23 protein-coding genes are annotated in these 21091 nt (G+C 70.7%); 6 read left to right on the top strand and 17 right to left on the bottom strand.

Annotated features, from left to right (window positions below; genetic code table 11):
* Positions 1-18: 18 nt before the first annotated feature.
* On the bottom strand, positions 19-480 hold the full coding sequence (locus HAV39_RS10110) for a hypothetical protein (protein WP_191838900.1): 462 nt from the start codon (positions 478-480) through the stop codon (positions 19-21).
* A 64-nt stretch (positions 481-544) separates the two neighbouring features.
* Between HAV39_RS10110 and HAV39_RS10105 the strand changes: the two genes are divergently transcribed.
* Positions 545-1510, top strand: coding sequence for a helix-turn-helix transcriptional regulator (locus tag HAV39_RS10105; protein ID WP_191838899.1), 966 nt, complete (start codon positions 545-547; stop codon positions 1508-1510).
* A gap of 3 nt (positions 1511-1513) precedes the next feature.
* Here HAV39_RS10105 and HAV39_RS10100 read toward each other — a convergent pair whose 3' ends face one another.
* Positions 1514-2212 (bottom strand): copper homeostasis protein CutC, encoded by a 699-nt coding sequence (locus HAV39_RS10100; RefSeq protein WP_191838898.1) that lies wholly within the window; start codon positions 2210-2212, stop codon positions 1514-1516.
* A gap of 126 nt (positions 2213-2338) precedes the next feature.
* Here HAV39_RS10100 and HAV39_RS10095 point away from each other — a divergent pair, with 126 nt between their 5' ends.
* A complete protein-coding gene (locus tag HAV39_RS10095; RefSeq protein ID WP_191838897.1) occupies positions 2339-3802 on the top strand; it encodes a M81 family metallopeptidase in 1464 nt (487 codons plus the stop codon).
* Positions 3803-3815: 13 nt separating this feature from the next.
* On the opposite strand, the gene HAV39_RS10090 is transcribed toward HAV39_RS10095, so the two are convergent.
* A complete protein-coding gene (locus HAV39_RS10090; protein ID WP_191838896.1) occupies positions 3816-4106 on the bottom strand; it encodes a hypothetical protein in 291 nt (96 codons plus the stop codon).
* 197 nt (positions 4107-4303) lie between these two features.
* Between HAV39_RS10090 and HAV39_RS10085 the strand changes: the two genes are divergently transcribed.
* The 3 genes from HAV39_RS10085 (at position 4304) to HAV39_RS10075 (ending at position 8744) form a co-directional block, all read left to right on the top strand.
* Positions 4304-5698 (top strand): selenium-binding protein SBP56-related protein, encoded by a 1395-nt coding sequence (locus HAV39_RS10085; RefSeq protein ID WP_191838895.1) that lies wholly within the window; start codon positions 4304-4306, stop codon positions 5696-5698.
* 396 nt (positions 5699-6094) lie between these two features.
* Positions 6095-8032, top strand: a complete 1938-nt coding sequence (locus HAV39_RS10080; RefSeq protein WP_191838894.1) for a hypothetical protein — start codon at positions 6095-6097, stop codon at positions 8030-8032.
* 10 nt (positions 8033-8042) lie between these two features.
* Positions 8043-8744: a maleylpyruvate isomerase N-terminal domain-containing protein gene (locus HAV39_RS10075; protein ID WP_191838893.1), complete on the top strand. Its 702-nt coding sequence runs from the start codon at positions 8043-8045 to the stop codon at positions 8742-8744.
* A gap of 37 nt (positions 8745-8781) precedes the next feature.
* On the opposite strand, the gene HAV39_RS10070 is transcribed toward HAV39_RS10075, so the two are convergent.
* From HAV39_RS10070 to HAV39_RS10015, 13 genes are all read right to left on the bottom strand, one after another.
* Positions 8782-10035 carry an RNA polymerase sigma factor gene (locus HAV39_RS10070; RefSeq protein ID WP_191838892.1) on the bottom strand — a complete coding sequence of 418 codons (1254 nt, stop codon included), beginning with the start codon at positions 10033-10035 and terminating at the stop codon, positions 8782-8784.
* Complete coding sequence (locus HAV39_RS10065; protein WP_191838891.1) at positions 10032-10388, bottom strand: YciI family protein; 357 nt, start codon at positions 10386-10388, stop codon at positions 10032-10034. Before HAV39_RS10065 ends, HAV39_RS10070 begins: the two co-directional genes overlap by 4 nt.
* Before the next feature lie 130 nt (positions 10389-10518).
* Positions 10519-11832: a diaminopimelate decarboxylase family protein gene (locus HAV39_RS10060; RefSeq protein WP_191838890.1), complete on the bottom strand. Its 1314-nt coding sequence runs from the start codon at positions 11830-11832 to the stop codon at positions 10519-10521.
* 202 nt (positions 11833-12034) lie between these two features.
* Entirely contained in the window at positions 12035-12442 is a 408-nt protein-coding gene (locus HAV39_RS10055) for a Rossmann-fold NAD(P)-binding domain-containing protein (RefSeq protein ID WP_191838889.1), read from the bottom strand.
* 95 nt (positions 12443-12537) lie between these two features.
* A complete protein-coding gene (locus HAV39_RS10050) occupies positions 12538-13263 on the bottom strand; it encodes a hypothetical protein (protein ID WP_191838888.1) in 726 nt (241 codons plus the stop codon).
* Between the two features lie 42 nt (positions 13264-13305).
* A complete protein-coding gene (locus HAV39_RS10045; RefSeq protein ID WP_191838887.1) occupies positions 13306-13644 on the bottom strand; it encodes a YnfA family protein in 339 nt (112 codons plus the stop codon).
* Between the two features lie 19 nt (positions 13645-13663).
* Positions 13664-13930, bottom strand: a complete 267-nt coding sequence (locus tag HAV39_RS10040) for a hypothetical protein (RefSeq protein ID WP_191838886.1) — start codon at positions 13928-13930, stop codon at positions 13664-13666.
* Positions 13927-14361, bottom strand: a complete 435-nt coding sequence (locus tag HAV39_RS10035) for a MerR family transcriptional regulator (protein WP_203736732.1) — start codon at positions 14359-14361, stop codon at positions 13927-13929. Before HAV39_RS10035 ends, HAV39_RS10040 begins: the two co-directional genes overlap by 4 nt.
* Positions 14358-14708: a hypothetical protein gene (locus HAV39_RS10030; protein WP_191838885.1), complete on the bottom strand. Its 351-nt coding sequence runs from the start codon at positions 14706-14708 to the stop codon at positions 14358-14360. The genes HAV39_RS10035 and HAV39_RS10030 overlap by 4 nt, the downstream gene beginning before the upstream one ends.
* 123 nt (positions 14709-14831) lie before the next feature.
* On the bottom strand, positions 14832-16322 hold the full coding sequence (locus HAV39_RS10025; RefSeq protein WP_203736731.1) for a histidinol-phosphatase: 1491 nt from the start codon (positions 16320-16322) through the stop codon (positions 14832-14834).
* Entirely contained in the window at positions 16219-16686 is a 468-nt protein-coding gene (locus HAV39_RS42195; RefSeq protein ID WP_203736730.1) for a CBS domain-containing protein, read from the bottom strand. Before HAV39_RS42195 ends, HAV39_RS10025 begins: the two co-directional genes overlap by 104 nt.
* A gap of 22 nt (positions 16687-16708) precedes the next feature.
* Entirely contained in the window at positions 16709-17647 is a 939-nt protein-coding gene (locus HAV39_RS10020) for a universal stress protein (protein ID WP_191838883.1), read from the bottom strand.
* A 14-nt stretch (positions 17648-17661) separates the two neighbouring features.
* Entirely contained in the window at positions 17662-18639 is a 978-nt protein-coding gene (locus HAV39_RS10015) for an Acg family FMN-binding oxidoreductase (protein WP_191838882.1), read from the bottom strand.
* A 133-nt stretch (positions 18640-18772) separates the two neighbouring features.
* Between HAV39_RS10015 and HAV39_RS10010 the strand changes: the two genes are divergently transcribed.
* Positions 18773-19414, top strand: coding sequence for a response regulator (locus HAV39_RS10010; RefSeq protein WP_191838881.1), 642 nt, complete (start codon positions 18773-18775; stop codon positions 19412-19414).
* On the opposite strand, the gene HAV39_RS10005 is transcribed toward HAV39_RS10010, so the two are convergent.
* On the bottom strand, positions 19411-21090 hold the full coding sequence (locus HAV39_RS10005; protein ID WP_191838880.1) for a sensor histidine kinase: 1680 nt from the start codon (positions 21088-21090) through the stop codon (positions 19411-19413). The two genes, HAV39_RS10010 and HAV39_RS10005, sit on opposite strands and share 4 nt — an antisense overlap.
* Position 21091: the final 1 nt, after the last annotated feature.

The following is a 21091-nucleotide window of genomic DNA, read 5'->3' as shown; positions in this document are numbered from 1 at the left end:
CCGGGTCGGCGGCGCGGGTCAGGCGCGACGGGTGAAGTCGGCCGTCCAGTTGACCTCCCAGGTGGCCCCGTCGTCGGTGGAGAAGGCCTGCTCCCAGCGGGGGTGCTCGGTGTCGGTCTGCGACCAGCGGTAGCGGACCCGGATCGGGGTGCCCTCCCACACGTCGTCGCACTCGAACGTGCCGACGGTGCCCTCGAAACGGCCGACGACCGGGTTATCGAGCACGCCGCCGGTGTTCTTGGAGGCCCACCAGATGCGCCACACCTGCTCGTCGGGGCTGAACAGCCGCAGCGCGACACCCTCGTAGCCACGCTCCGGGGCGCGGAGCACGTCGAGCACACCGGTGCCGCCGAACAGCACCTGGCAGTCCAGGGTCGCGTCGAACTCGTACCACTCGTCCTGGCCGGCCAGCACCTTGACCAGGCGGCGCTGGACGCTGTCCCACGTGCCGGCGAGGAAGTCGAAATCAGTGTTCGTCATGGAGGGGACGCTATGGCCGCACCCCTGACATGTTCTGTCAGTGCTCGGCGGCAGACTTCGGCACATGCGCGCCGACCGATTGCTCTCCATCGTCCTGCTGCTGCAGAGCCGCGGCCGGCAGACCGCCCACCAGCTCGCCGCCGAGCTGGAGGTCTCCGCCCGCACCATCTACCGGGACATGCAGGCCCTGGGCACGGCGGGCATCCCCGTCTACGGCGACATCACCGGCTACGGCCTGATCGACGGCTACCGCACCCAGCTGACCGGGCTCACCGCCGCCGAGGCCCGCGGCCTCGTGCTCGCCGAGCTGCCCGGGGTCGCCGCAGACCTCGGCCTGGCCGAGGCGGTGGCCGCCGCGCAACTCAAGCTCGCCGCCGCGCTGCCGGACGCGCTGCGCGAGCGCACCGCCCGCATGCGGCGGCGCTTCCACCTCGACACCCCCGGCTGGTACGCCGACCGCGACAGCTCCGAACACCTGGCCGCCCTCGCCGACGCCGTATGGCGTCAGCGCACCCTGGCCGTCAGCTACGAGAACTGGACCGGCTCCGCCGAGCACCGGCTGGAGCCGTACGGGCTGGTCCTCAAGGCGGGCAAGTGGTATCTGGTGGCCCGCGCCGCGCGGGGCCTGCGCACGTTCCGGGTCAGCCAGATCCGGGAGCTGACCGTGCTGGCGGAGGAGTTCACCTGGCCGGACGGGTTCGACCTGGTCGCGCACTGGCACGAGCACATCGCCGACTTCCGCGCGCGGCTGGTGCGGGGTGAGGCGCTGGCCCGGTTCTCCCCCGAGGCGCTGGAGCTGCTGCCGCACCTGATGGGCCAGGCCGTCGCCGACGCCGTGGCCGCCGGTGAGCGGCAGCCCGACGGCTGGATCGTGGCGCGCGTGCCGATCGAGACCGACCGCCACGCCGAGATGCAGTTCCTGCGGTTGGGCGCGCAGGTCGAGGTGCTGGCGCCGGCGGTGCTGCGCGGGCGCATCGCCGCCACCGTCGCCGCACTCGCCCGGACGTACGCCGACCCGCCCCGTCCCTGAGGGTCAGGCGGCGCGGACGGCGTCGACGACCCGGCGTACCTCGTCGCCGTCGGTGGCCTCGCGGCCGTCGCGGCGCACCGGTGCGCGCAGGTGCAGCTCCCGTGCCCCGGTCCGGGCGAGCACCAGCTCGATGTTGTGCGATCGGATGCCGCCCGCGGCAATCACGCGCAGCCGGTCGCCGGCGTGTTCCCGCAGCGTGGCGATGCGCGCCGCGCCGTCCAGCGCGGTGGGGGCCGCGCCGGAGGTGAGGACCGCGTCCGCACCGAGGTCGATGATCTCCTCAAGCGCGGTGAGCTGGTCGTCGACCTCGTCGAAGGCCTTGTGCACGGTCACCGGCAGCGGCCCGGCCGCCTCGATCAGGCGGCGCAGGACGGGCAGGTCGAGGCCGCCGTCGCCGGTCACGGCGCCGACGACCACCCCGAGCGCGAGCCCGTGCGGGTTGGGCAGGGCGCGAACGGCCGCGATGTCGGCGAGCATGACCTGCTCCTCGACCTCGCTGACCCGGAAGTCGCCACCGCGGGGACGGACCATGACCCGCAGTCCCGCGCTGCGCAGGCAGCGCAGGGCCACCTCGACGGCGCCCAGGCTGGGCGTGGTGCCGCCCTGGCCGAGATCGGCGCACAGTTCCAGCCGGTCGGCTCCGGCCGCCTCGGCGACCAGCGCGGTCGGCACATCGCTCACGCAGATCTCCACCGTCGTCACGGCGCAGAATGTATCCCCGAGGCACGGCGGCAGTGCAGGCCACCCTCCGTCAATCGGTCGCTTTCAGCAGGATACGGTCCAAGTCCGGCCGATCACGGTACGCCTTCGCCGAGCTAGGAGCCGACCATGTCCCGCCCCCTTCGCATCGCCATCGGTGGCATTCACATCGAGTCCAGCACGTTCTCCCCGCACCTGAGCACTGCTGACGACTTCGAGGTCACCCGGGGCGACGCCCTGCTGGCACGCTACGACTGGCTCGCCCGGCCGTGGGCCGCCGACGTCGAGTGGATCCCGCTCGTGCACGCCCGTGCCCTGCCCGGCGGGGCGGTCGAACCGGCGGCCTACGAGGCGTGGGCGGCCGAGATCGTGCACGGGCTCACCGCGGCAGGGCCGCTGGACGGCATGCTGGTCGACTTCCACGGAGCGATGAGCGTCGTCGGGCGCGACGACGCCGAGGGCGACCTGATCACCGCCATCCGCTCCGCACTCGGGACGCAGCCGTACGTGTCCACCGCGATGGACCTGCACGGCAACGTGTCCCGGGTGCTGTTCGACGCCTGCGACCTGCTCACCTGCTACCGGACCGCCCCGCACGTCGACGTGTGGGAGACCCGCGAACGCGCCGCCCGCAACCTGGTCGAGGCGCTGCGCCGTGGGCAGCGGCCGCACAAGGCCCTCGTCCACGTGCCGATCCTGCTGCCCGGTGAGATGACCAGCACCCGCGAGGAGCCGGCGCTCGGCCTGTACGCGAGCGTCCCGGAGATCGAGGCCCGCGACGGCATCGTCGATGCGGCGGTCTGGATCGGGTACGCCTGGGCCGACCAGGCCCGCTGCCAGGGCGCGGTCGTCGTCACCGGCACCGACGCGGAGGCGACCGCCGACGCGGCCCGCGAACTCGGGGAGCGCTTCTGGGCGGCCCGCGACGAGTTCGCGTTCGTCGCCCCGACCGGCACGATGGACGAATGCCTCGACACCGCCCTGGCCGCGGTAACCGACCCGGCTCGGCGGCCGTTCTTCGTCAGCGACTCCGGTGACAACCCCGGGGCCGGCGGCGCCGACGACGTCACCTTCGCCGTGGCACGCCTGCTGGCCCGGCCCGAGATCCGCGACGGCTCGCGGCGGGCCGTGTTCGCCTCGCTGGTGGACCCGCAGGCCGTCGCAGAGGTCGCCGACCGGCCCCTCGGCTCGCCGGTGCGGGTGACGGCCGGCGGGCGCATCGACCCGCGCGACCCGGGGCCGCTGCTGCTGGACGGTGTGCTGGAGGCCGTCGCCGACGATCCCGACGGCGGGCGGTGCGTCAGCGTGCGCGTCGGCGGGCTGAGCGTGTTCCTCACCTCGCGGCGGATGCAGTACCGGCTGCTGGAGTCGTACGCCCGGCTGGGGGTCGCGGTCGACGCGGTCGACGTCGTGGTGGTGAAGATCGGCTACCTGGAGCCCGAACTGTTCGACGCGGCAGGTGACTGGCTGCTCGCGCTGACCCCCGGCGGGGTCGACCAGGATCTCGCGCGGCTGCCGTACCGCAACGTGGCGCGGCCGATGTTCCCCCTGGACCGCGACTTCACCGCGGACCTGACCGTCGTGACCGGGTGATCACGACGGTCCCTCAACTCGCCCGGTGCGCGACGACCTCTCCGGCGGTGATCTGGGGCGGGTTCGGAAGCAGCGACGCCAGATTCTCCTTCACCCAGTCGGCTGCCCTCCGGTTCGACTCCTCCGCGCCGTCCCGGCTCTCGAAAACGCTCGTCGACAGCATCACGCCGTTTCCAGCGTCGACCCAGAAATAGGCGACGATGCCCGGAACCGCGCTGATGATCGGGACAAACCCCTCTTGCACGCGCCGCCCCGCCTCGGGGGGGTCGGTCACTCCCTCGTAACGGCGTACGGTTGCATACATATGCACTCCTTTCCTGCACAAAATTCTTTCATGCGGCAATCGCGAACTTTGCTATATAGACCCTTTTAAGGCCACCCCACGCCGTCGAGATACCTAGAATTAGGTGATGATCTTCAGGCTCGAAACGCACATGGGGTGACACCCGGAGACATCGGCGCCGTTCCGCGGGCACATCGGCCCTCCAGGAGGTTGACCGAATGACAGATCCGACCTTTTACCGCAGCCCTCGCGAAGCCATCTCCGGGCCGACGGAAAAACTCGCCTATGTCGCGGCGTTCGACCCCGCGGGCCGGCAGCACGACGCCATCGCCGTATTGGACTGCGACGCGGGCTCGGCGACGTACGGCGAAGTCGTCGGCTGGGCCGAGCTGCCGACCGCCGGGAACGAGCTGCACCACTTCGGCTGGAACGCCTGCTCCAGCGCGCTCTGTCACGGCGGGCACGCCGGCCACCTCGAACGCAGGTACCTCATCGTCCCGGGGCTGCGCTCGTCGCGTACCTACCTCCTCGACACCAAACCCGACCCGCGGGCGCCGACGGTGGTCCGCACCATCGAAGCCGGCGAACTCGCCGCCAAGGCCGGCTACTCCCGGCCGCACACCCTGCACTGCGGGCCGGGCGCCATCTTCATGTCCGCGCTGGGCGGCGCCGACGGCGACGGTCCAGGCGGTGTGGCACTGCTCGACCACGAGACGTTCGACGTGATCGGGGCATGGGAACAGGACCGCGGCGATCAGTACTTCGCCTACGACGTGTGGTGGCACCTGAACCACGACACGGTCATCACCTCGGAGTGGGGGACCCCGTCGATGATCGAGAACGGTCTCCGTCCGGAGGATCTGCTCGGCCGCAGATTCGGTCACCACCTGAACTTCTGGAGCATGTCCGAGCGCCGCCTCGTGCAGCGCATCGACCTCGGCGACGAACATCAGATGGTGCTCGAGCTGCGTCCGGCTCACGACCCGGCACAGGCCTACGGCTTCGCTGGCGTCGTCATCAGCGTCGAGGACCTGTCCGCATCGGTGTGGCTGTGGCGCAAGGGCGATGACGGCTTCACCGTACACAAGATCATCACGATCCCGGCCGAACCGGCCGACCCGGCGCGGCTACCCCCGGCGCTCCAGCCCTTCGGGGCGGTGCCACCGCTGGTCACCGACATCGACCTGTCCGTGGACGACCGCTGGCTCTACGTCTCGTGCTGGGGCACGGGAGAACTCAAGCAGTACGACGTGAGCGACCCGCTCCACCCCCGGGAGACCGCGTCCGTGCGGCTCGGCGGGATCGTGCGCCGGCAGGCCCATCCGGCGGCACCCGACCTGCCCCTGTCCGGGGCACCGCAGATGATCGAGATAAGTCGCGACGGCAAACGGGTCTACCTCACCAACTCGCTGTACGCCGCCTGGGACGAGGTCTTCTACCCCGACGGCGTCGGCGCCTGGCTGACGAAGTTCGACGCCGACGTCGAGCGAGGCGGGCTGACCGCGGACGAACGGTTCCTCCGGCACACCGACGACTTCCGCGGGCTGCGCGTGCACCAGGTGCGGCTGCAGGGCGGAGACGCCTCCAGCGACTCGTACTGCTTCACCGCCTGAACTGGGTCCGACCACCTCAGCGAACCCACCTATCTGGATTGCCGCGGAGACGATCCATATCGCCGAGGAACAGACCGCACCAGAACTCCCCGGCTTGAGCGATCAGCGCATTAGCACGACGCCAGCGCTTACACGCCCAGCGACGTCCCGCTCGCGGCTGAAGCGTTCCGACCCGTGCAAGGTGCATCCACCCGCAACACCAGGCCCAATCTGCCGGCCATCGACGCGGAATACGACAAAAGAGATCGATGCCCAAATCACACCGTGCAATGTGGCCAAGACGCCGAAAAGCGCAAATTCAGGTGTTTGTGTCTTGACGTATCCAGCCTTGCCTCAGCGACGTATCATCGTGCCAGCCAATTGACGAGCGCTCCGTGTCCCCACCCGAGAGGCCCAATGGAACCGAAGGTCGACGAAGCCAGTGGTTCACAGCTGTCGGTTCTTCTGCTCGATTATCAGATGGCCCGGGATGACGATAGATCAATCCTGGGCGTCCAGGCCGCCGGCCTGAGCATTGACATCACCCTGCTTGGCGCGATGATCGCCCTGGTCGGGACCACCTGTCAATTCGGCCAGACCGCCAACTGCGTCAGGCTACCGAACGAGATATTGGCCGCAGCGCCCATGGTGCCACTGGCCATCTTCGCATTCTTTCAAATGCTGGGAACTGTCGGAACAATTCGGGGCTTCTACCTCCGCGCGCTGGAGACCGAACTCCGCAAGTACGGCAACCAGCTGTCAAGCCTCCCCGGCGTCGCGTATCCGTCCCTCACCGGAATCACCCTTGAAGTGAGTAGCCAGCGCCGTGGCAGGGCAGGCTACCGAATCCTTTCAAACATGTTCCTCGTTGTGGTTGTCGCCGCCTTTCTCGTGCTGACGATCGGAATCGGACTACACGTCGATTCTCGCACCGCTCTCGTCATGATAGTCGCCTATGGAGCAATGCTGCTCCTCTTCCTGATCGAACTGCAAGCCGCAACAGTTGGCGGGCGTGGCCTGTTTGCCTACGCAGCCCGCAAGTTCGTTCGAACACCGGTGGGTTTACCCTCGCTTGATCATGGTGCGCCGCGCGACGGGGAACGGAGCATCGGCAGCTACCTGCTCATGCCACGACCGGAAGATTGGATCAAGTTCCTCAATGCCCCTGGTGCGTGGCTTGTCACCTATCTCGCAACCGGCTCCGGAGACTTCTGGCGGTTTGCCGTCATGTGGATCTCAGTGGAATATCTGGTATTCCAGGCGCGCTATCAGTTGAACGACCTCCGTGGTGCGCCGGAGGACGACCTTCATTCTGAGCGGGTGGCGCGCGGGCGGTTGCCGCACGGAAACAGCCAGGAGACATTCCGCAACAATCTACGGGCCAGCGCCATCGGTATCGTGATTAGATTGGCAGTCGCCGTCGTCATCGGCGTCCTGGCTGACGAGCTCATGCTGATGTGTCTATTCATCGTTGCCGTCTTCGGGACTGCCCTGATATACGAAGGGTTGCGGGCTGCACGGATGGTGCTGCCGGTGTGGACCTTCGTAGGCGTCGGCTATGCCATTAGGGCTGCGTTGGGCATACACTTCGCCGGCTTGTCCTGGCTGGACGAAACAGCGACCCTGGGGTATCTGGCATTTGCCATCTACGGGATCATGTTCGTGCTCCTGAACTGGGCCTCGGAAGCGACCAGCTATTGCACGGTGACACCATCGGGAGAATGGACCTACCAGTCCGGTCTGGTCGACAAGCCCCACTTGCTCGCCCTACTGAAGCCTCTCGGTATCGTGGCCACACTGAGCACACGTCGGGAGCACGCTCCACCGAACGGAGGCCACCAGCGCGTTCTGGTAGCGCGCGGCCGAGTCTTTGCGCCTTGGAACATTGCCATCTTCGCGAATTTCATCGTATCGGCAAGCTGGGGCATGGCATTGGCGCAGCCGCCGGCAAGGCCCGACTACCTCCTCGTGGGGATAGGCGCAGGCATGGCCGCCGCCCTGCTCATACTCGCGCCAGGGACAGGCACCCGCTACCTGATCACCATCCTGACCGGGGCCACGGGGGTGATCGCCGCTCATCTGATGGGAGCGCGCAGCCCCCTCCTAGGTGGACTGACCGTACTCTTCGTCGGCACCTTTTACACGATGCTGAGAAGTGGCTCCTATCGCGACATCAAAGACTCGGCCAAGAGCCTGCGGAAGTTCGTTCGTAGGTCGCTGAACGGACTCTGGCGCCTGATAATTGGCGGCAGGACATGGGACGCGGCCGGATTCCGCGTGGCCACGGCAGGCGACCCCGACGTCAGCCCTCCGGCAATCGAGCTCGTGGCACCAAGACATCCTGCGGAGGGCTGACCTCTACACGATGACATTGCCGCCAACGCAACCATGCACCCTCGATCGCGGAATCATCTCAACGGCCTACCTGGAGGCAGTCGACGCGATCTTGAAAATGACACGAGCGTTGACTCCCGCAGACTGGATGCACAGCACCCCGTGCGACGCCTGGAACCTATTTGACCTGGTCGGACATCTCGCCTGCACCGCCATCGACGCCCATCGGACGATGGCTAAGGCAGTTAGATTCCACCCAGTCCCAGTGCTCGAAGAGGATGACCTTGCCAGGCAGAACGCCGTTGATCTGTCTGGCTTGCGGATCACATCCAGTTTCGGAAGAGTCCGGCTCTTCGAGATGCTCAGTCGGTCCTACCTCAGCCGAGCGCTGATCGAATGGAACCGCAGTCTGTACAGCTACGGCGAGGCGATCTGGTCCGTGGGCAGCGGCATAGGCGTGTACGCAGTCGAGTGGCACGTCCACGCCTGGGATGTGGCCAGCGCGCTCGGCAGGCCCTACCGACCCTGCGAACTCGACGTTCTAGGAGTCGCCTTCGCGGAAGGCATGCCATACCTGCATTTGCCTCCCGAGCGCCACGACCTTTGGGAGGCGATTCTCGTTGCGACGGGTCGTCGGTCGCCACCTAGAACTGCGGTGCCGACATCACCGCAGGTGCCAACGGCTCGCGGCAGTGATCAGGCGGCGGTGCTGCTTCCCCACCGAGATCGATGATGCCGCATCACCCTATCGATCGATGGTGCGCAACATCCTACAGTTTGGGTCTCTTCATGAGGTGACTGCGCACCTCGGCGAGCCGCCGCAGCAGGAACTCGCGTTCGACGTCGTTGTCCGTCAGCGCCAGCGCCTCCGCGTAGGCCGCGGCCGCCTCCTCCCATCGGGACAGTCGGCGGAGGAGGTCGGCGCGAGCGGCGCTGAGGTAGCTGTATGGAGCCAGGGCGGGCTCGGCGAGCAGGGACTCCAACAGGGCGAGCCCGGCGAGTGGGCCGTCGCGATAGCTCACGGCCACGGCCCGGTTCAGCGCCACCACGGGCGAGGGCCACAGTTCCAGCAGTACGTCGTACAGGCCGACGATCTCCGGCCAGTCGGTGTCCTCCCAGCTGGGGGCCTCGGCGTGCACGGCGGCGATCGCGGCCTCGACGGCATACCGCGTCGGTGGCCGTCGCCGCAGGGCGTCGGTCACCAACGCCACCCCCTCGCCGATCTGCCGGGTATCCCACCGGGTGCGGTCCTGCTCCGCCAGGAGTTGCAGGCGTCCACCGGCGTCGACGCGCGTGTCCCGGCGGGCGTCGGTGAGCAGCAGGAGCGCGAGCAGTGCGCCCGTCGCGCCGTTGGTGGGCATGAGCAGGTGCAGCATGCGGGCCAGGTTGACCGCCGCGTCGACGAGGTCGCGGCGGACGAGGTCGGGGCCGATCGGCGCCGTGTGGCCGGTCGTGAAGATCAGGTGGATCACGTCAAGGACGGCGTCCACCCGTTCGGCGAGCTGGTCCGGCGTGGGCACGCGGTAGGGGATCCGGGCCGCGGCGATCTTCTTCTTGGCCCGCGTGATCCGCGCGGCCATCGTCGCCTCCTGGGTCAGGAAGGCGCGGGCCACCTCGGCCGTCGAGAGGCCGCAGATCAGCCGCAGCGTCAGGGCGACCTGCGCGTCGCGGGACAGTGCCGGGTGGCAGCAGGTGAAGACGAGCCGCAGGCGGTCGTCGTCGAGCAGTCCGTCCTCCGGCCCCGGCGCCGCGCCGTCGGACACCAGCAGCGGCAGCGTCCGGCGCAGCAGCGCGTCCCGGCGCATGGCGTCCACCGCCCGGTTGCGGGCCGTCGTGGTGAGCCAGGCGCCCGGCCGGTCCGGCACTCCGGTCTGCGGCCAGGTCCGCAACGCCTGCGCGTATGCCTCCTGGGCGCACTCCTCCGCCAGGTCGAGATCGCGTGTCAGGTATGCCGTGGCGGCGAGCACCTGGGCCCACTCGCGGCGGTGTGCCTCGGACACCGCCGCGACGACGTCGTCGCTCATCCGTGTTCGACGACCGGACGGATCTCGACGCCGCTATGCCCGTCGGCGAGCTCCGGCAGGAGCCTGGCGAGCCTGACCACCTCGTCCAGGTCAGCGGCCTCGACGAGGTAGTACCCGCCGAGTGCTTCCTTCGTCTCCAGGAACGGGCCGTCCGTGACGGTGATCCGGCCGGCCGGGTCGGCACGCAGCGTCGTCGCCACCGACGCCTCGGTCAGCTCGTTGCCGCCGAGGACCGCGGTGCCGGCGGCGGCCGCGAACGCCCGGTGGCCTTCGTCGTTGCGCAACCGGTCCTGCGGGGAGCGGCCGGCCCACACGCGTTCGTCGCCGAAGATCAGAAGCAGGTACTTCGCCATGTCATACGTCCCATCGTCGGGGTCCTTTGCGGCCCATCCGCAAGAACGACGAACCGGCCCGCCCTCGGATCGACACCGCGCGCGAAGAATCGCACAGGCGCGGACGGACGGGGACGCCTGCCGCCCCGGGTCACTCCTCGTCGCGCCGCAGGACGTCGTCGAGGGTCTCCCGGCGGACGAGCACCCGCGCCCGCCCGTCGCGGACGGCGAGCAGCGGCGGTCGGCCGACCAGGTCGTAGTTGGACGCGAGCGGGAAGTGGTAGGCCCCGCACCCGGGCACCGCGATCAGGTCGCCGGGACGCAGGTCGTCGGGCAGCGGCTCGTCGCGCACGAGCACGTCACCGGCCTCGTCGTGGCGGCCGACCACGGTCGTCGGCACGGTCGCCGCCGTGCTGGGCCGGCCGACCAGGACCGCGGTGTAACGGGCGCCGTACAGGGCCGGGCGAGGGTTGTCGCTCAGGCCGCCGTCGACCGCGACGAGCTGGTGGCCCTGCTCGTGGCGGACGGCCAGGACGCGGTAGAGCGCCACCCCGGCGCGGGCGACGATGGCCCGCCCGGGGGTGACCGACAGCCGCGGCGGCCGCACCGACGCCCGGTCGCACGCCAGCGCGAGCACCCGGCGCATCCGGGCGGCGAACGGGTCGACGGGCAGCGTGGTCTCCTGACCGGTGTGCGCCACGGCGAACCCGCCGCCGAGATTGATCTCCTCGATGTGCACGCCGTGGCTGCGGCGCAGATCCGCGCAGGCGGCCACGAGCTGGCTGATGGCGTGCTCGTAGCCGCCGAACTGGGCCAGCTGCGAGCCGAGGTAGACGTCGAGGCCGACCAGCTCCAGCAGCGGGTTCGAGGTGATCTCCGCGACGAGTTCGGCCAGTTCGGCGCCGTCGGTCGGCACGCCGAACCGGTCCTGGCTGGGGCAGGCGGGCAGCCCGGCTTTGGCGAAGCCGAGCTGGGCGGGCAGCAGCCGCAGCATGACCTTCTGCCGCTGCGGACGCCGAGTGCACGTCAGGCGGGCGATGTCGGCGGCGGACTCGATGACGACCCGGCCCGCGCCGCGGGCGTCGACGTCACCGTGCACGACGACGCGCTCGGCGGGGAAGCCCGCGGCCAGGGCCAGTTGCCACTGGCCGGTGGAGTACACGGCCAGGCCCATGCCCGCTTCGTCGATCCACCGCAGCAGGCCCCGGCTGAGCAGTGCCTTCGCGGCGTACACGACGTGAGCGGGACCGAAGGCCGCGCAGTAGGCCGCGCAGCGTTCCCGGACATCGGCCTCGTCCAGGACGTAGGCGGGCGTGCCGTACTCCTGCTCGATCTCCATCAGCGGCACGCCGCCGACGCTGATGCCGCCCCGGCCGTGTTCGGTGGTCAGTGGCCACAGCTCGCGGTCGAGCCCGCGAGGCGGCAGGGAGGAGCGCAGTGACGGGATGACGTCGGCGAGGGTCATCGCGACCCCTCCCGCAGCAGTCCTGTCATGGCCAGGAGGACGGCAACGGGCTGCTGGGCCGCGGCTTCGGCAGGCTCCGGCGAGGATGAGGATGCGGTGGGTGTCACGCCTCCATGACACACGTGCCCACGGCCACCGGCCAGGGCGTTGACGTGATCACTACGGCGGCGGGCGGTTTCTTGACGTCCTGACGGCGGCGGGTTCATGCCGCCCTCGCCGCGATGGCCCGGTCCCGGCCGACCATCGCCGTGCTGAGCCGCCACAGCCGGTCGAGGGCCGTGTCGTCATGGACCAGCGGGTTCGGGACGCCGATCTGCAGCCCGGGGTAGAAGGCGCCGGTGCGCACGCGGATCCGCGCCGAGCACAGCCGCAGCACCGCGTCGGCGCCGGCTGTGGCCGGTTGCCCGATGCCGCCGTAGGACGGCAGCAAGGCGGTGCCGGTGCTGCCGGGGTCCACGCTGATCGCGGTGAGCTGCGGTTCCCGCTGGACCAGCGCGCGGGAGAACATCGTCAGCGCCAGCTTCGACTGCGCGTAGGCGACCCGGGGGCGGTAGGCGAGCTGCAGTTGCGGGTCGGTCCAGTCGAGGTCGGTGGCGCGGTGCGTACGCACGCCGACGCAGTCTTGACGTCACGGTGACGGCCGGGTGCGCCGCGCCACACGGGCCGCGCGTCCCGGCGTCTCGGTCGCCAAGGACCTTCCGAGCGTCAGCTGGTGCGCAACTCCGTGGTCGGTTGCGCCCGTCGCCACATCGCCACTGCGAACGTCGCAGCGCTGATCGCCAAGGCCGACAGCGCGTACGCCATGACGACAAGCACGAACATGGCCGGCGTGCCCACCCCGAACAGGTCGCGAATCCGGTCCGAGAGCGCGGTGTCGACCGTGGGGATGGTGAACCATGACACGACCCCGGCCAGTGGACTGGCGAGCAGGGCCACCGGCCGCCGGCCACGTACCGTCAACCATGCTGCGGCCAGCAGGGTCGACGACACCGCGTACAGCAGCTCGGGTGCTATGTCGACACCGGACCAGTGGAGCCATTGCCTGGCTGCCATCCCGACGACTTCGACCATTGTCGAGCCGGCCACCAGGCCCACAGCCAGCGACACCGCCACCGGATCGGCGGCTGGTCGCTGCCCCCAGCCTACGGCCAGAGCGCCGACCAGCAGGAACGGCAGAGTCAACAGGAACCAGTTGCCGCCGGCGCTGGTGAGGGCTTCGCCGATGGTGGGTGCCTGCTGCGGGGCTGGGTCCGGTAGCAACCGCGACACGCTGGGTTCGACGACTGCGGCAACGCCGGCCATGACGAGCAGCCCCGGCCACAGGATCGCGTGAACGCGGGCGGTACCGCCGGCAACAGGACCCAGCCGCCCGGCATCGACATCGGTCGCCAACAGCGCACCTTCTTCATCTGAACAGCGGTCCCGGAACATGCTCGCATCCGGTCGCCGTCACCGCTGCGCCGCCGGTGGCATTCAGCCGGCGGCACGCGGGGCGTACATGATGACCGCGACGCCGACCAGGCAGATCACCGCGCCGATCACGTCGTAGCGATCCGGCCGGAACTTGTCGACGACCATGCCCCAGGCCAGGGACCCGGCAACGAAAACTCCGCCATAGGCGGCAAGGATCCGGCCGAAGTTCGCATCGGGCTGGAACGTCGCCACGAACCCGTACGCGCCCAGGGCGATGACGCCTGCGGCGATCCACCACAGGCCGCGGTGCTCACGCCAGCCCTGCCACACCAGCCACGCCCCGCCGATCTCCAGCAGCGCGGCCAGTGCGAAGAGGACGACAGAACGGGCGAGCATCATGCCCGCAGCCTAACCAGGCTCACGACGGCCGAGAGCAGGAGCAGGCGCCACCCGAACACCCGGCGGCGTGGGCGGTGCGGCGCCTGGTGGACCACCACCAGGCAAGGGCCGTCAATGCGGCCAGCACGAGGGCGACACCAGGCATGACCTGCCCAAGCGCGGCCCAGCCTGCGCCACCGACGACACCCGCTGCCAGCAGCAGCGGGATGGCGCAGCACAGCGCGCAGGCCAGGCCCGTGAGCCCGCCGAGGCCGCCGGGAAGGAACGCGCGCAGTCTGCTGATCATTTGTTGTCTCCGTGGTCGAGTCCGGCAAGCGGGATCGGGCAGCAGTCGGTGGTGGCGCAGGTGGCCAGGTCGTCACAGCCCGCGTCCAGGGCGATGCGCAGGCTCGCGGCGATGGTCTGCAGGTCGGCGATCCTCGTCTCGATCTCGACGAGCTTGGTCGCGGCGCGTTTCTGCAGGCTGGTGTCAGTGCGGCGGCCGTGGCGGCGGGTGCCGAGGTCGACGAGTTCGGCGACCTCGGCGAGAGTGAACCCGAGCCGCTGCGCCGTCTTGATCACTCGCAGCAGAGTCAGGGCCTCGGTCGGGTAGAGACGGTGCCCGCCGGGGCTGCGGGCCGGTTCGGCCAGCAGGCCGCGGCGTTCGTAGTAGCGCAGGGTCTGCGGGTTGACGCCGGCCGCCTCGGCCAGCTGTCCGCTGCGCAGGCCCGGGTTCACGGTCGGCCGCGCACGGTGTCGGCGCGTTCGGCGAGCGCGGCAAGCACGTCAGCGTGCGCAGGCGGGGCCTCGATGTCGAGGGTCACCTGCCCCGGCGCGGCCGCGGCGGTCGTGAAGGCGAAGAACGAGCAGCAGTCGCTCTCGCTGGCGGCCAGGTCCCGTACGGTCGCCTCGAGGTCGGCTCCACCGGCCATGGTCAGCCGCAGGTGCGTCTGATCGAGACGCTCGGCGGCCCGCACGGCCGCGGTGAACAGGGCGTCGAACTCGGCCAGACGCAACGGCTGCTGCGCTGTCGGCAGGGTGCACGCGTTCGGCACCCACACCGGATCCGGGAGCTGTTCGGTCATGACGCAACGGTAAGGCTGTACCTGGGTACCGAGTGCAACCTGCCGGGCAGCGCGGTCGCGCTTCGTAGCATGCGTATGACACGGTGCTGATGGTCGTCGACAACCTGCTGCCGTGACCTGCGGTCAGGCCACGTCCACGAACACGGGGTTGGTGTAGAACCACAGGTCGCGCCACGGGTCGGCGTCTCCGGTCGGATCCGGCCGGGGCTCGATCGAGTCGCGCGCGCTGGCATTGCCGTCGGTGCCGCGCAGCCTGAGGTAGAACGGCTGCCGGACGTCGCCGAAGCGGTGCCGCAACGCCACCGTGCCGCTGCGGTCGCCGACGTCGAACGAGGCGACGACCCGCGTCTGCGGCGCGGTGCGCCGGTCCGGCTCGGTCGGCCCGGTGACCGGGCCAGCGATGAGGTCGACGCGACGCAGCCGAGGTCGGTCGCCGTTGGCATTGTCACGCGAGGCGAGCGTGACCGCGATGTCGACGTCGACGCCGTCCCCACGGACGGCGGTGGTCACCTCGCCGAATGTCGCTCCCGCCGGGCCTGCCGCCACCTCGACGGCGTCGATGAGGTGGCCGTGGTCGACCCAGACGCGGCCGTCGCGCAGCGCGCGCATCACCGCGAGCGCGCCGCTGTCGGTGACGCCGACGTGGGTGCGGCTGTACTGGCCGGGCCAGAATCCGCCCGCCGGGCCCGGAGACGGGTCGGGCACCGGGTCAGGGTAGATCCCGTCGGCACCGGGTGCTCCGCCGCTGCGCCAGCGCTCGCCGTACACCTTGTGCGCGTCCGAGCTGGCGGTGATCCACCATGGGCGTCCCTCGGCGAGCATCGCGTCCCACATCCCGCCGACGGTGGCGGTCATCCAGTCGAAGCCGCCGTAGGTGCGGTAGGCCTCGTCCGGGTAGCCGGGATAGGAGGTGCGGAACGGCCCACGTCCGTATCCGCCGCGGTCGCCGCCCACTCCCCCGCGGTCGGCAGGAATGGCGTTGGCCTGACCGCCGGGAGCGCCTTCCATGCCGATGACGATGGGGCTGGCGTCGCGCAGTGCGCGCAGTTCCGCTGGTCCGTAGGTGCCGGCTCGGCTGGGATGGTTGAGGACGCACAACGCCATCGGAGCGAGGCCGGCACGGACTTGCGCGGCGAGCCAGTTCAGCGCGCGGAGAGCTTCGGCCTGCCCGGCCGCGCCCGCGCCGATGTCGCTGAAGCCGGTGTCGAAGCGGGCTTCGAAGTCGGCGAGCAGGCTCGCCTCATGCGGGCCCGGTGGGGTGAAGACGGTGGCGTGCTCGCCTGCCGGCACGCGCCACTCGATGCCCTGGAACAGGTGCATTCCGGGGTTGGCGGCACGGGCGCGGCGCAGGTCCGCCAGGGATCTGTCCAGGCCGTGGCGCTGGTGCACCGGGCCCGGGTGGTCGGTGACGACCAGCCAGCCGAGCCCGAACCCGGCCGCCTTGTCGACGTGCTGCTCGATGCGGTACGGGGCGTCGGGGCTGCCGCTGTACTTGGTGTGCACATGGTGGTCACCAGCGGTCCACCGCAGTGCCCGCCGCGGAGCCGCCGCGCCCGCCGCCAATGGGGTCAGGCCCGCCGCGGCGGCGCAGGCCAGCAGCGAACGGCGAGACATCCCGGCAGGCTGGCGGCGGTGGCGCTGGTCGATCACGCCTATGCATACCCCGGCCCTGGTCATCGGTCCGGACGGCTCGCCGAGGTCGGTCCAGCAGGCTGGACATGCGCCGGTGGGTCAGGGCTGCCGGGTCGGCGGCCCAGGCCGCGACGATGCAGCGGTCGTCGAGGACCCCTGCGCGCCGGCCGGCGCCGTCGACGACGACCAGGTGCCGCAGCGAAGCGGTCGCCGTCTCGGCCAGCGCGTCGCCCAGCAAGGTGCTGCTGTCGACGCACAGCGGTGCGGTGGTCATCACCTCACGGATGGCCCGTCCCGCCGGCCCGGCGCGTCCGATGTCACGCCGCGCAGCTGAAGTGGTCTCCATGTCCGCTCCCCCGTCACCGGGCTCAGTGCTCGGTCGGGTGGATGACCGCGACGGGGCTGTGGGCGTGGTGGACCAGGGCGCCACTGACGGAGCCCAGCAGCAGTCCGGCGAATCCGCCGCGGCCACGGCACCCGACGACCGTCAGCGTCGCCCCGCGCGAGTCCTCGACGAGGCTGTGCTCGCTGTTGAGGCTGCGAATCGCCCGGGCCTCCAGCTTCAGCCGCGGGTGGGTGGTGATCAGCGCGGAGGTCGCGTCGGCGAGCAGGCGCTGCGCCCGGTGCTCGGCGGCGCGCTCGGCTTCGGCCTGCCGGTCGACGTCGTCCGCGCCGAGCTGGAACCAGGGCTGCGGCCAGTACACGTGTGCGACGACCAGCGCCGTGTCGCGGCTGATGGCTTCCTCGGCGGCGAAGGTCAGGGCGGCCTGCGCGGCAACGGAGCCGTCGACGCCGACCAGGACCGGCCCGTCTCGCAGGTCGGCGGGCTTCGGCTCGTCGGAGCCCGGCTCGGTCGTGTCGTCGGGCACCGCCGGGCGAACCACGATGACCGGGCCGTGGGCATGCGCGGCGACCTGTGCCGACACCGACCCGAGCAGCAGTTCGGCGAACCCGCCGACGCCACGGCAGCCGACGACGGTCACGGCGGCGGTGCGAGACTGTTCGATCAGGACCGGGGCGGGGCCTCCGGTGATCTGCCGCGCGTGGATCTCGCCGAGTTCGGGGTGCTGCTTGCGCAGCTTCTCGACGGCGTCGGCGAGGCTGCGGTCGATGGCGTCGCGGGTGTCGGTCTCGTCGTAGTAGGGCTCGGCCAGCCCTGCGGTGCCGAAGCCGAACAGGGGGCTGAGGTAGCCGCACACCAGATACAGCGGCGCCTGGCGACGCACGGCGAGGTCGGCTGCGTAGGACGCGGCGGCGAGGCTGGACGGCGAGCCGTCGACGCCGACGAGGATCGGCCGGATGGTCATGTTCGGTCTCCTGTTCAGGGTGCGGTATCTATGGACTCTTCGTAGGGCCGCCGGGTGGTCGGTGCCGGTGGGCCCGGTGGGGCGTAGCCGACGCGTACGCAGACCTGTGGTTCACCGACTCCGGGCAGCAGGCGGCGGAGCTCGTCGCGGCTGCCGGGCACTTCGGTGACGTCGCTGATGGGCGCGGTGCCCAGGCCCTGGACGGTCGCGGTGAGCAGCACCGCGGACAGCGCCTGGCCGGCGTGCAGCCAGGCGGCCGGGGTGTCGTCGTCGGTGAACACGACGAGGTAGCGGGCTCCGGCGTCGGTGTCGCGGCCGGGGTGCATCGTCTCGCCGCCGAAGGGCGCGTAGTCGCGGATCGGCACCCGCCGCGGGACCGCCGGCACCGTGGTGGCGGTGGGCACGCCCTCGCCGCTCCACGGGGGCCGGTGCGTCCAGTCGGCGAGTTCGGCCCGATACTCCGGGTCGGACAGCTGCAGCGCCCCGGCCCGGACCGCCGCGAAGGCGAGGACTGCGACCTGTTCGGCGGCGACCAGGTGGACGTGGGCATGCTCGAGTTCCCCGGCGACGATCAGCGCCCGGCAGGTGGCGTCGGCGACCGGTTGCGTGGTGAACGGACGCCGGTCGGTGTGCCGCCGTTTGATCGCGCCGCAGGCCTGCAGTTCGGCCAGGGTCGGTTCGTGGGTGCCGTTGGTGCGGATCTCGGCGAGCAGGTCCGGGTCGGCCGGGTCGGGCAGCACGCGGATGACGGCCTCGTGGCCGGCAGCCGCCAGCGCGGTGCGGACGTGGTGCAGTGCCACCCCGCAGCTGACGGTCAGGAGCCGGCCCTGCGGGTCGGCGGTGAGCAGCTGGCGCTGCCGATCGGCGTAGAGCCGGAGCAGGTCCGGGCCGGCCTGCCAGCGCCACGGCTGCGTGTTGAAGACAGACGGCGCGGCGAGCGCGGTGCGGGCCGCGTCATACAGCGCCTGGGCTCCGATCGTCTCGCCTGTCATGGCCTCACTGTCCGCCTGCGGAGTCGCGCCGGGTCAGTGCCGGCGGGCCCGGCGGAGCAGGGGCGGGGGTCCCGTGTGCGGACGGGTCTTTGGTCCCTTCCCCGCCGCGCCCGGCAAGGCGGAGAATACGGGTGTGATCCGTGTCTTCCTGCTCGACGACCACGAGGTGGTTCGTCGCGGCCTGCGCGACCTGCTCCAAGCCGATGGCGACATCGAGGTGGTCGGCGAGTCCGGTTCGGCGGCGGAGGCCACCCGGCGTATCCCCGCGCTGCGTCCCGATGTCGCCGTGCTCGACGGGCGGCTGCCCGACGGCAGCGGCATCGACGTGTGCCGTGACGTGCGATCGGTCGACCCGGAGATCAAGGGGCTGATACTGACGTCGTACGAGGACGACGAGGCACTGTTCGCCGCGATCATGGCAGGCGCCTCGGGCTACGTCCTCAAGCAGATCAAGGGCACCGACCTGGTTGACGCCGTACGCCGGGTCGCGGCGGGGCAGTCACTGCTGGACCCGGCCGTCACGCAGCGGGTCCTGGAACGCATCCGCAACCCGAAACACGAGCCGGACCAGCTCAAGTCGCTGACCGACCAGGAACGCAAGATCCTCGGCTACGTAGCCGACGGGCTCACCAACCGGCAGATCGCGGCGCAGATGTTCCTGGCCGAGAAGACCGTCAAGAACTACGTGTCCAGCCTGCTGGCCAAGCTGGGCCTGGAGCGGCGCACCCAGGCCGCCGTGTTCGCGGTCAAGCTGACCGGGCAGCCGCCCCGCTAGCTGGTAGGCACACTCCAGCGCAGCACCGTGCCGGCCGGCTCACCGGCTTCGACGGTGAGCCGGCCGGCGTGCAAGGCCGCGCGCTCGGCGAGATTGAGCAGCCCGCCACGCGGTATGGCACCGCCGGCGCCGTTGTCGGTGACGGTCGCGCTGAGCCGGCCGCCACCGATCGTGATCGCGACCTGGACCCGGCCGGCGTGGGCGTGACGTACCACGTTGGACAGCGCCTCGCGGATCACGGCGAGCAGGTCGGCGCGCAGCTCGTCGGGCACGGCGCTGTCCAGCGGCCCGTCCAGGACCAGGTCGGGGCGGAAGCCGAGCGATTCCGCCGCGCCGTCGACGAGCGTCCGCAGCTCGGCACGCAGCGACTGCCCCGCCGGGCTGCGCAGCTCGAAGATCGCGCCCCGGATGTCGCGGATGGTGCTGTCCAGTGCGTCGACTGCGGACCCGATCCGATTGGCGAGTTCCGGGCGGGTCGACGCCATGGACGCGACGGTCTGCAGCTGCAGGCCGGTGGCGAACAGTCGCTGGATGACGACGTCATGCAGGTCGCGGGCGATGCGCTCCCGGTCGGACAGCACCAGCAGCTGCTCGCGGTCCTCCCGGGCGCGGGCACGCAGCAGCGCCAGGCCGGCCTGCCCGGCGAAGGCGGTCAGCAGCAGCTCGTCGTCGGCGCGTGCGGCGCCGGCGTAGGCGACCAGCAGCACGCCCTGCCCGGCGGCGAAAGGCGCCGCGATGCCGCGGATGTCGGGCACCGCCACCGGCCAGGGCGCGGCCTTGCCGAGCTGGTCCAGGGAAACGACCTGCTGGTTGGCCAGCACGGGCGCGAAGCCGGTCTGTCCCACCGGCAGGACGGCCCCGGTCAGGCCGGGCACCGGTTCGGCGGCGTCGACGACGGCCACGGTCAGGGTCGCGTCGTCCTCGTCGTGCAGCAGGACCGCGACCAGGTCCGCCCCGGCGACCTCGCGAGCGCGGCGGGCGACCAGCTCCAGGGCTTCGGCGGTCGAGGTGTCCTCACCGAGCGAGTTGATGATCTCCGCTGTGGCGGCCAGCCAGTGCTGCCGGCGTTGCGCCAGGGCGTACAGCCGCGCGTTCTCGATCGCGGCGCCGGCCGCCGCGGCGAGCGCGATGGTGATCTCCTGGTCGTCGTCGGTGAACTCGGCCGCGGTGCGTTTCTCTGCCAGGTACAGGTTGCCGAACACCTGGTCGCGGATGCGGATCGGCACCCCGAGGAAGCTGTGCATCGGCGGGTGGTTCGGCGGGAACCCGACCGAGCGCGGGTGGGCGGAGATGTCGGGCACCCGCACCGGCTCCGGATGGCTGATCAGCAGACCTAGGACGCCGTGACCGGTGGGCAGGTCGCCGATGGCGGCGTGCTGCTCCGGGGAGATGCCGTGGGTGATGAACTCGACCAGGCGGTCGTCGGGGCCGAGGACCCCGAGCGCGCCGTACCTGGCGTCGGCCAGCCGGCACGCGGCCACGACGATCCGTTCCAGGGTGGAGCGCAGGTCCAGGTCGGTGCCGATGCCGACGACCGCGTCCAGCAGGCTGCGCAGCCGCTCGCGGCTGGCCATGACCTCCGACACCCGGTCCAGCAGTTCCTGCAGGAGCTCGTCCAGTTGCACGCGCGAGAGGGGCGACAGGCCGAGCGATGCCCACTGTTGTTCCACAGCCATG

Source organism: Catellatospora chokoriensis (genome assembly GCF_011297315.1).
Classification (GTDB): domain Bacteria; phylum Actinomycetota; class Actinomycetes; order Mycobacteriales; family Micromonosporaceae; genus Catellatospora; species Catellatospora citrea.
Note: the sequence above shows the minus strand (reverse complement) of the source record. Positions and strands in the feature narration are given on the sequence as shown.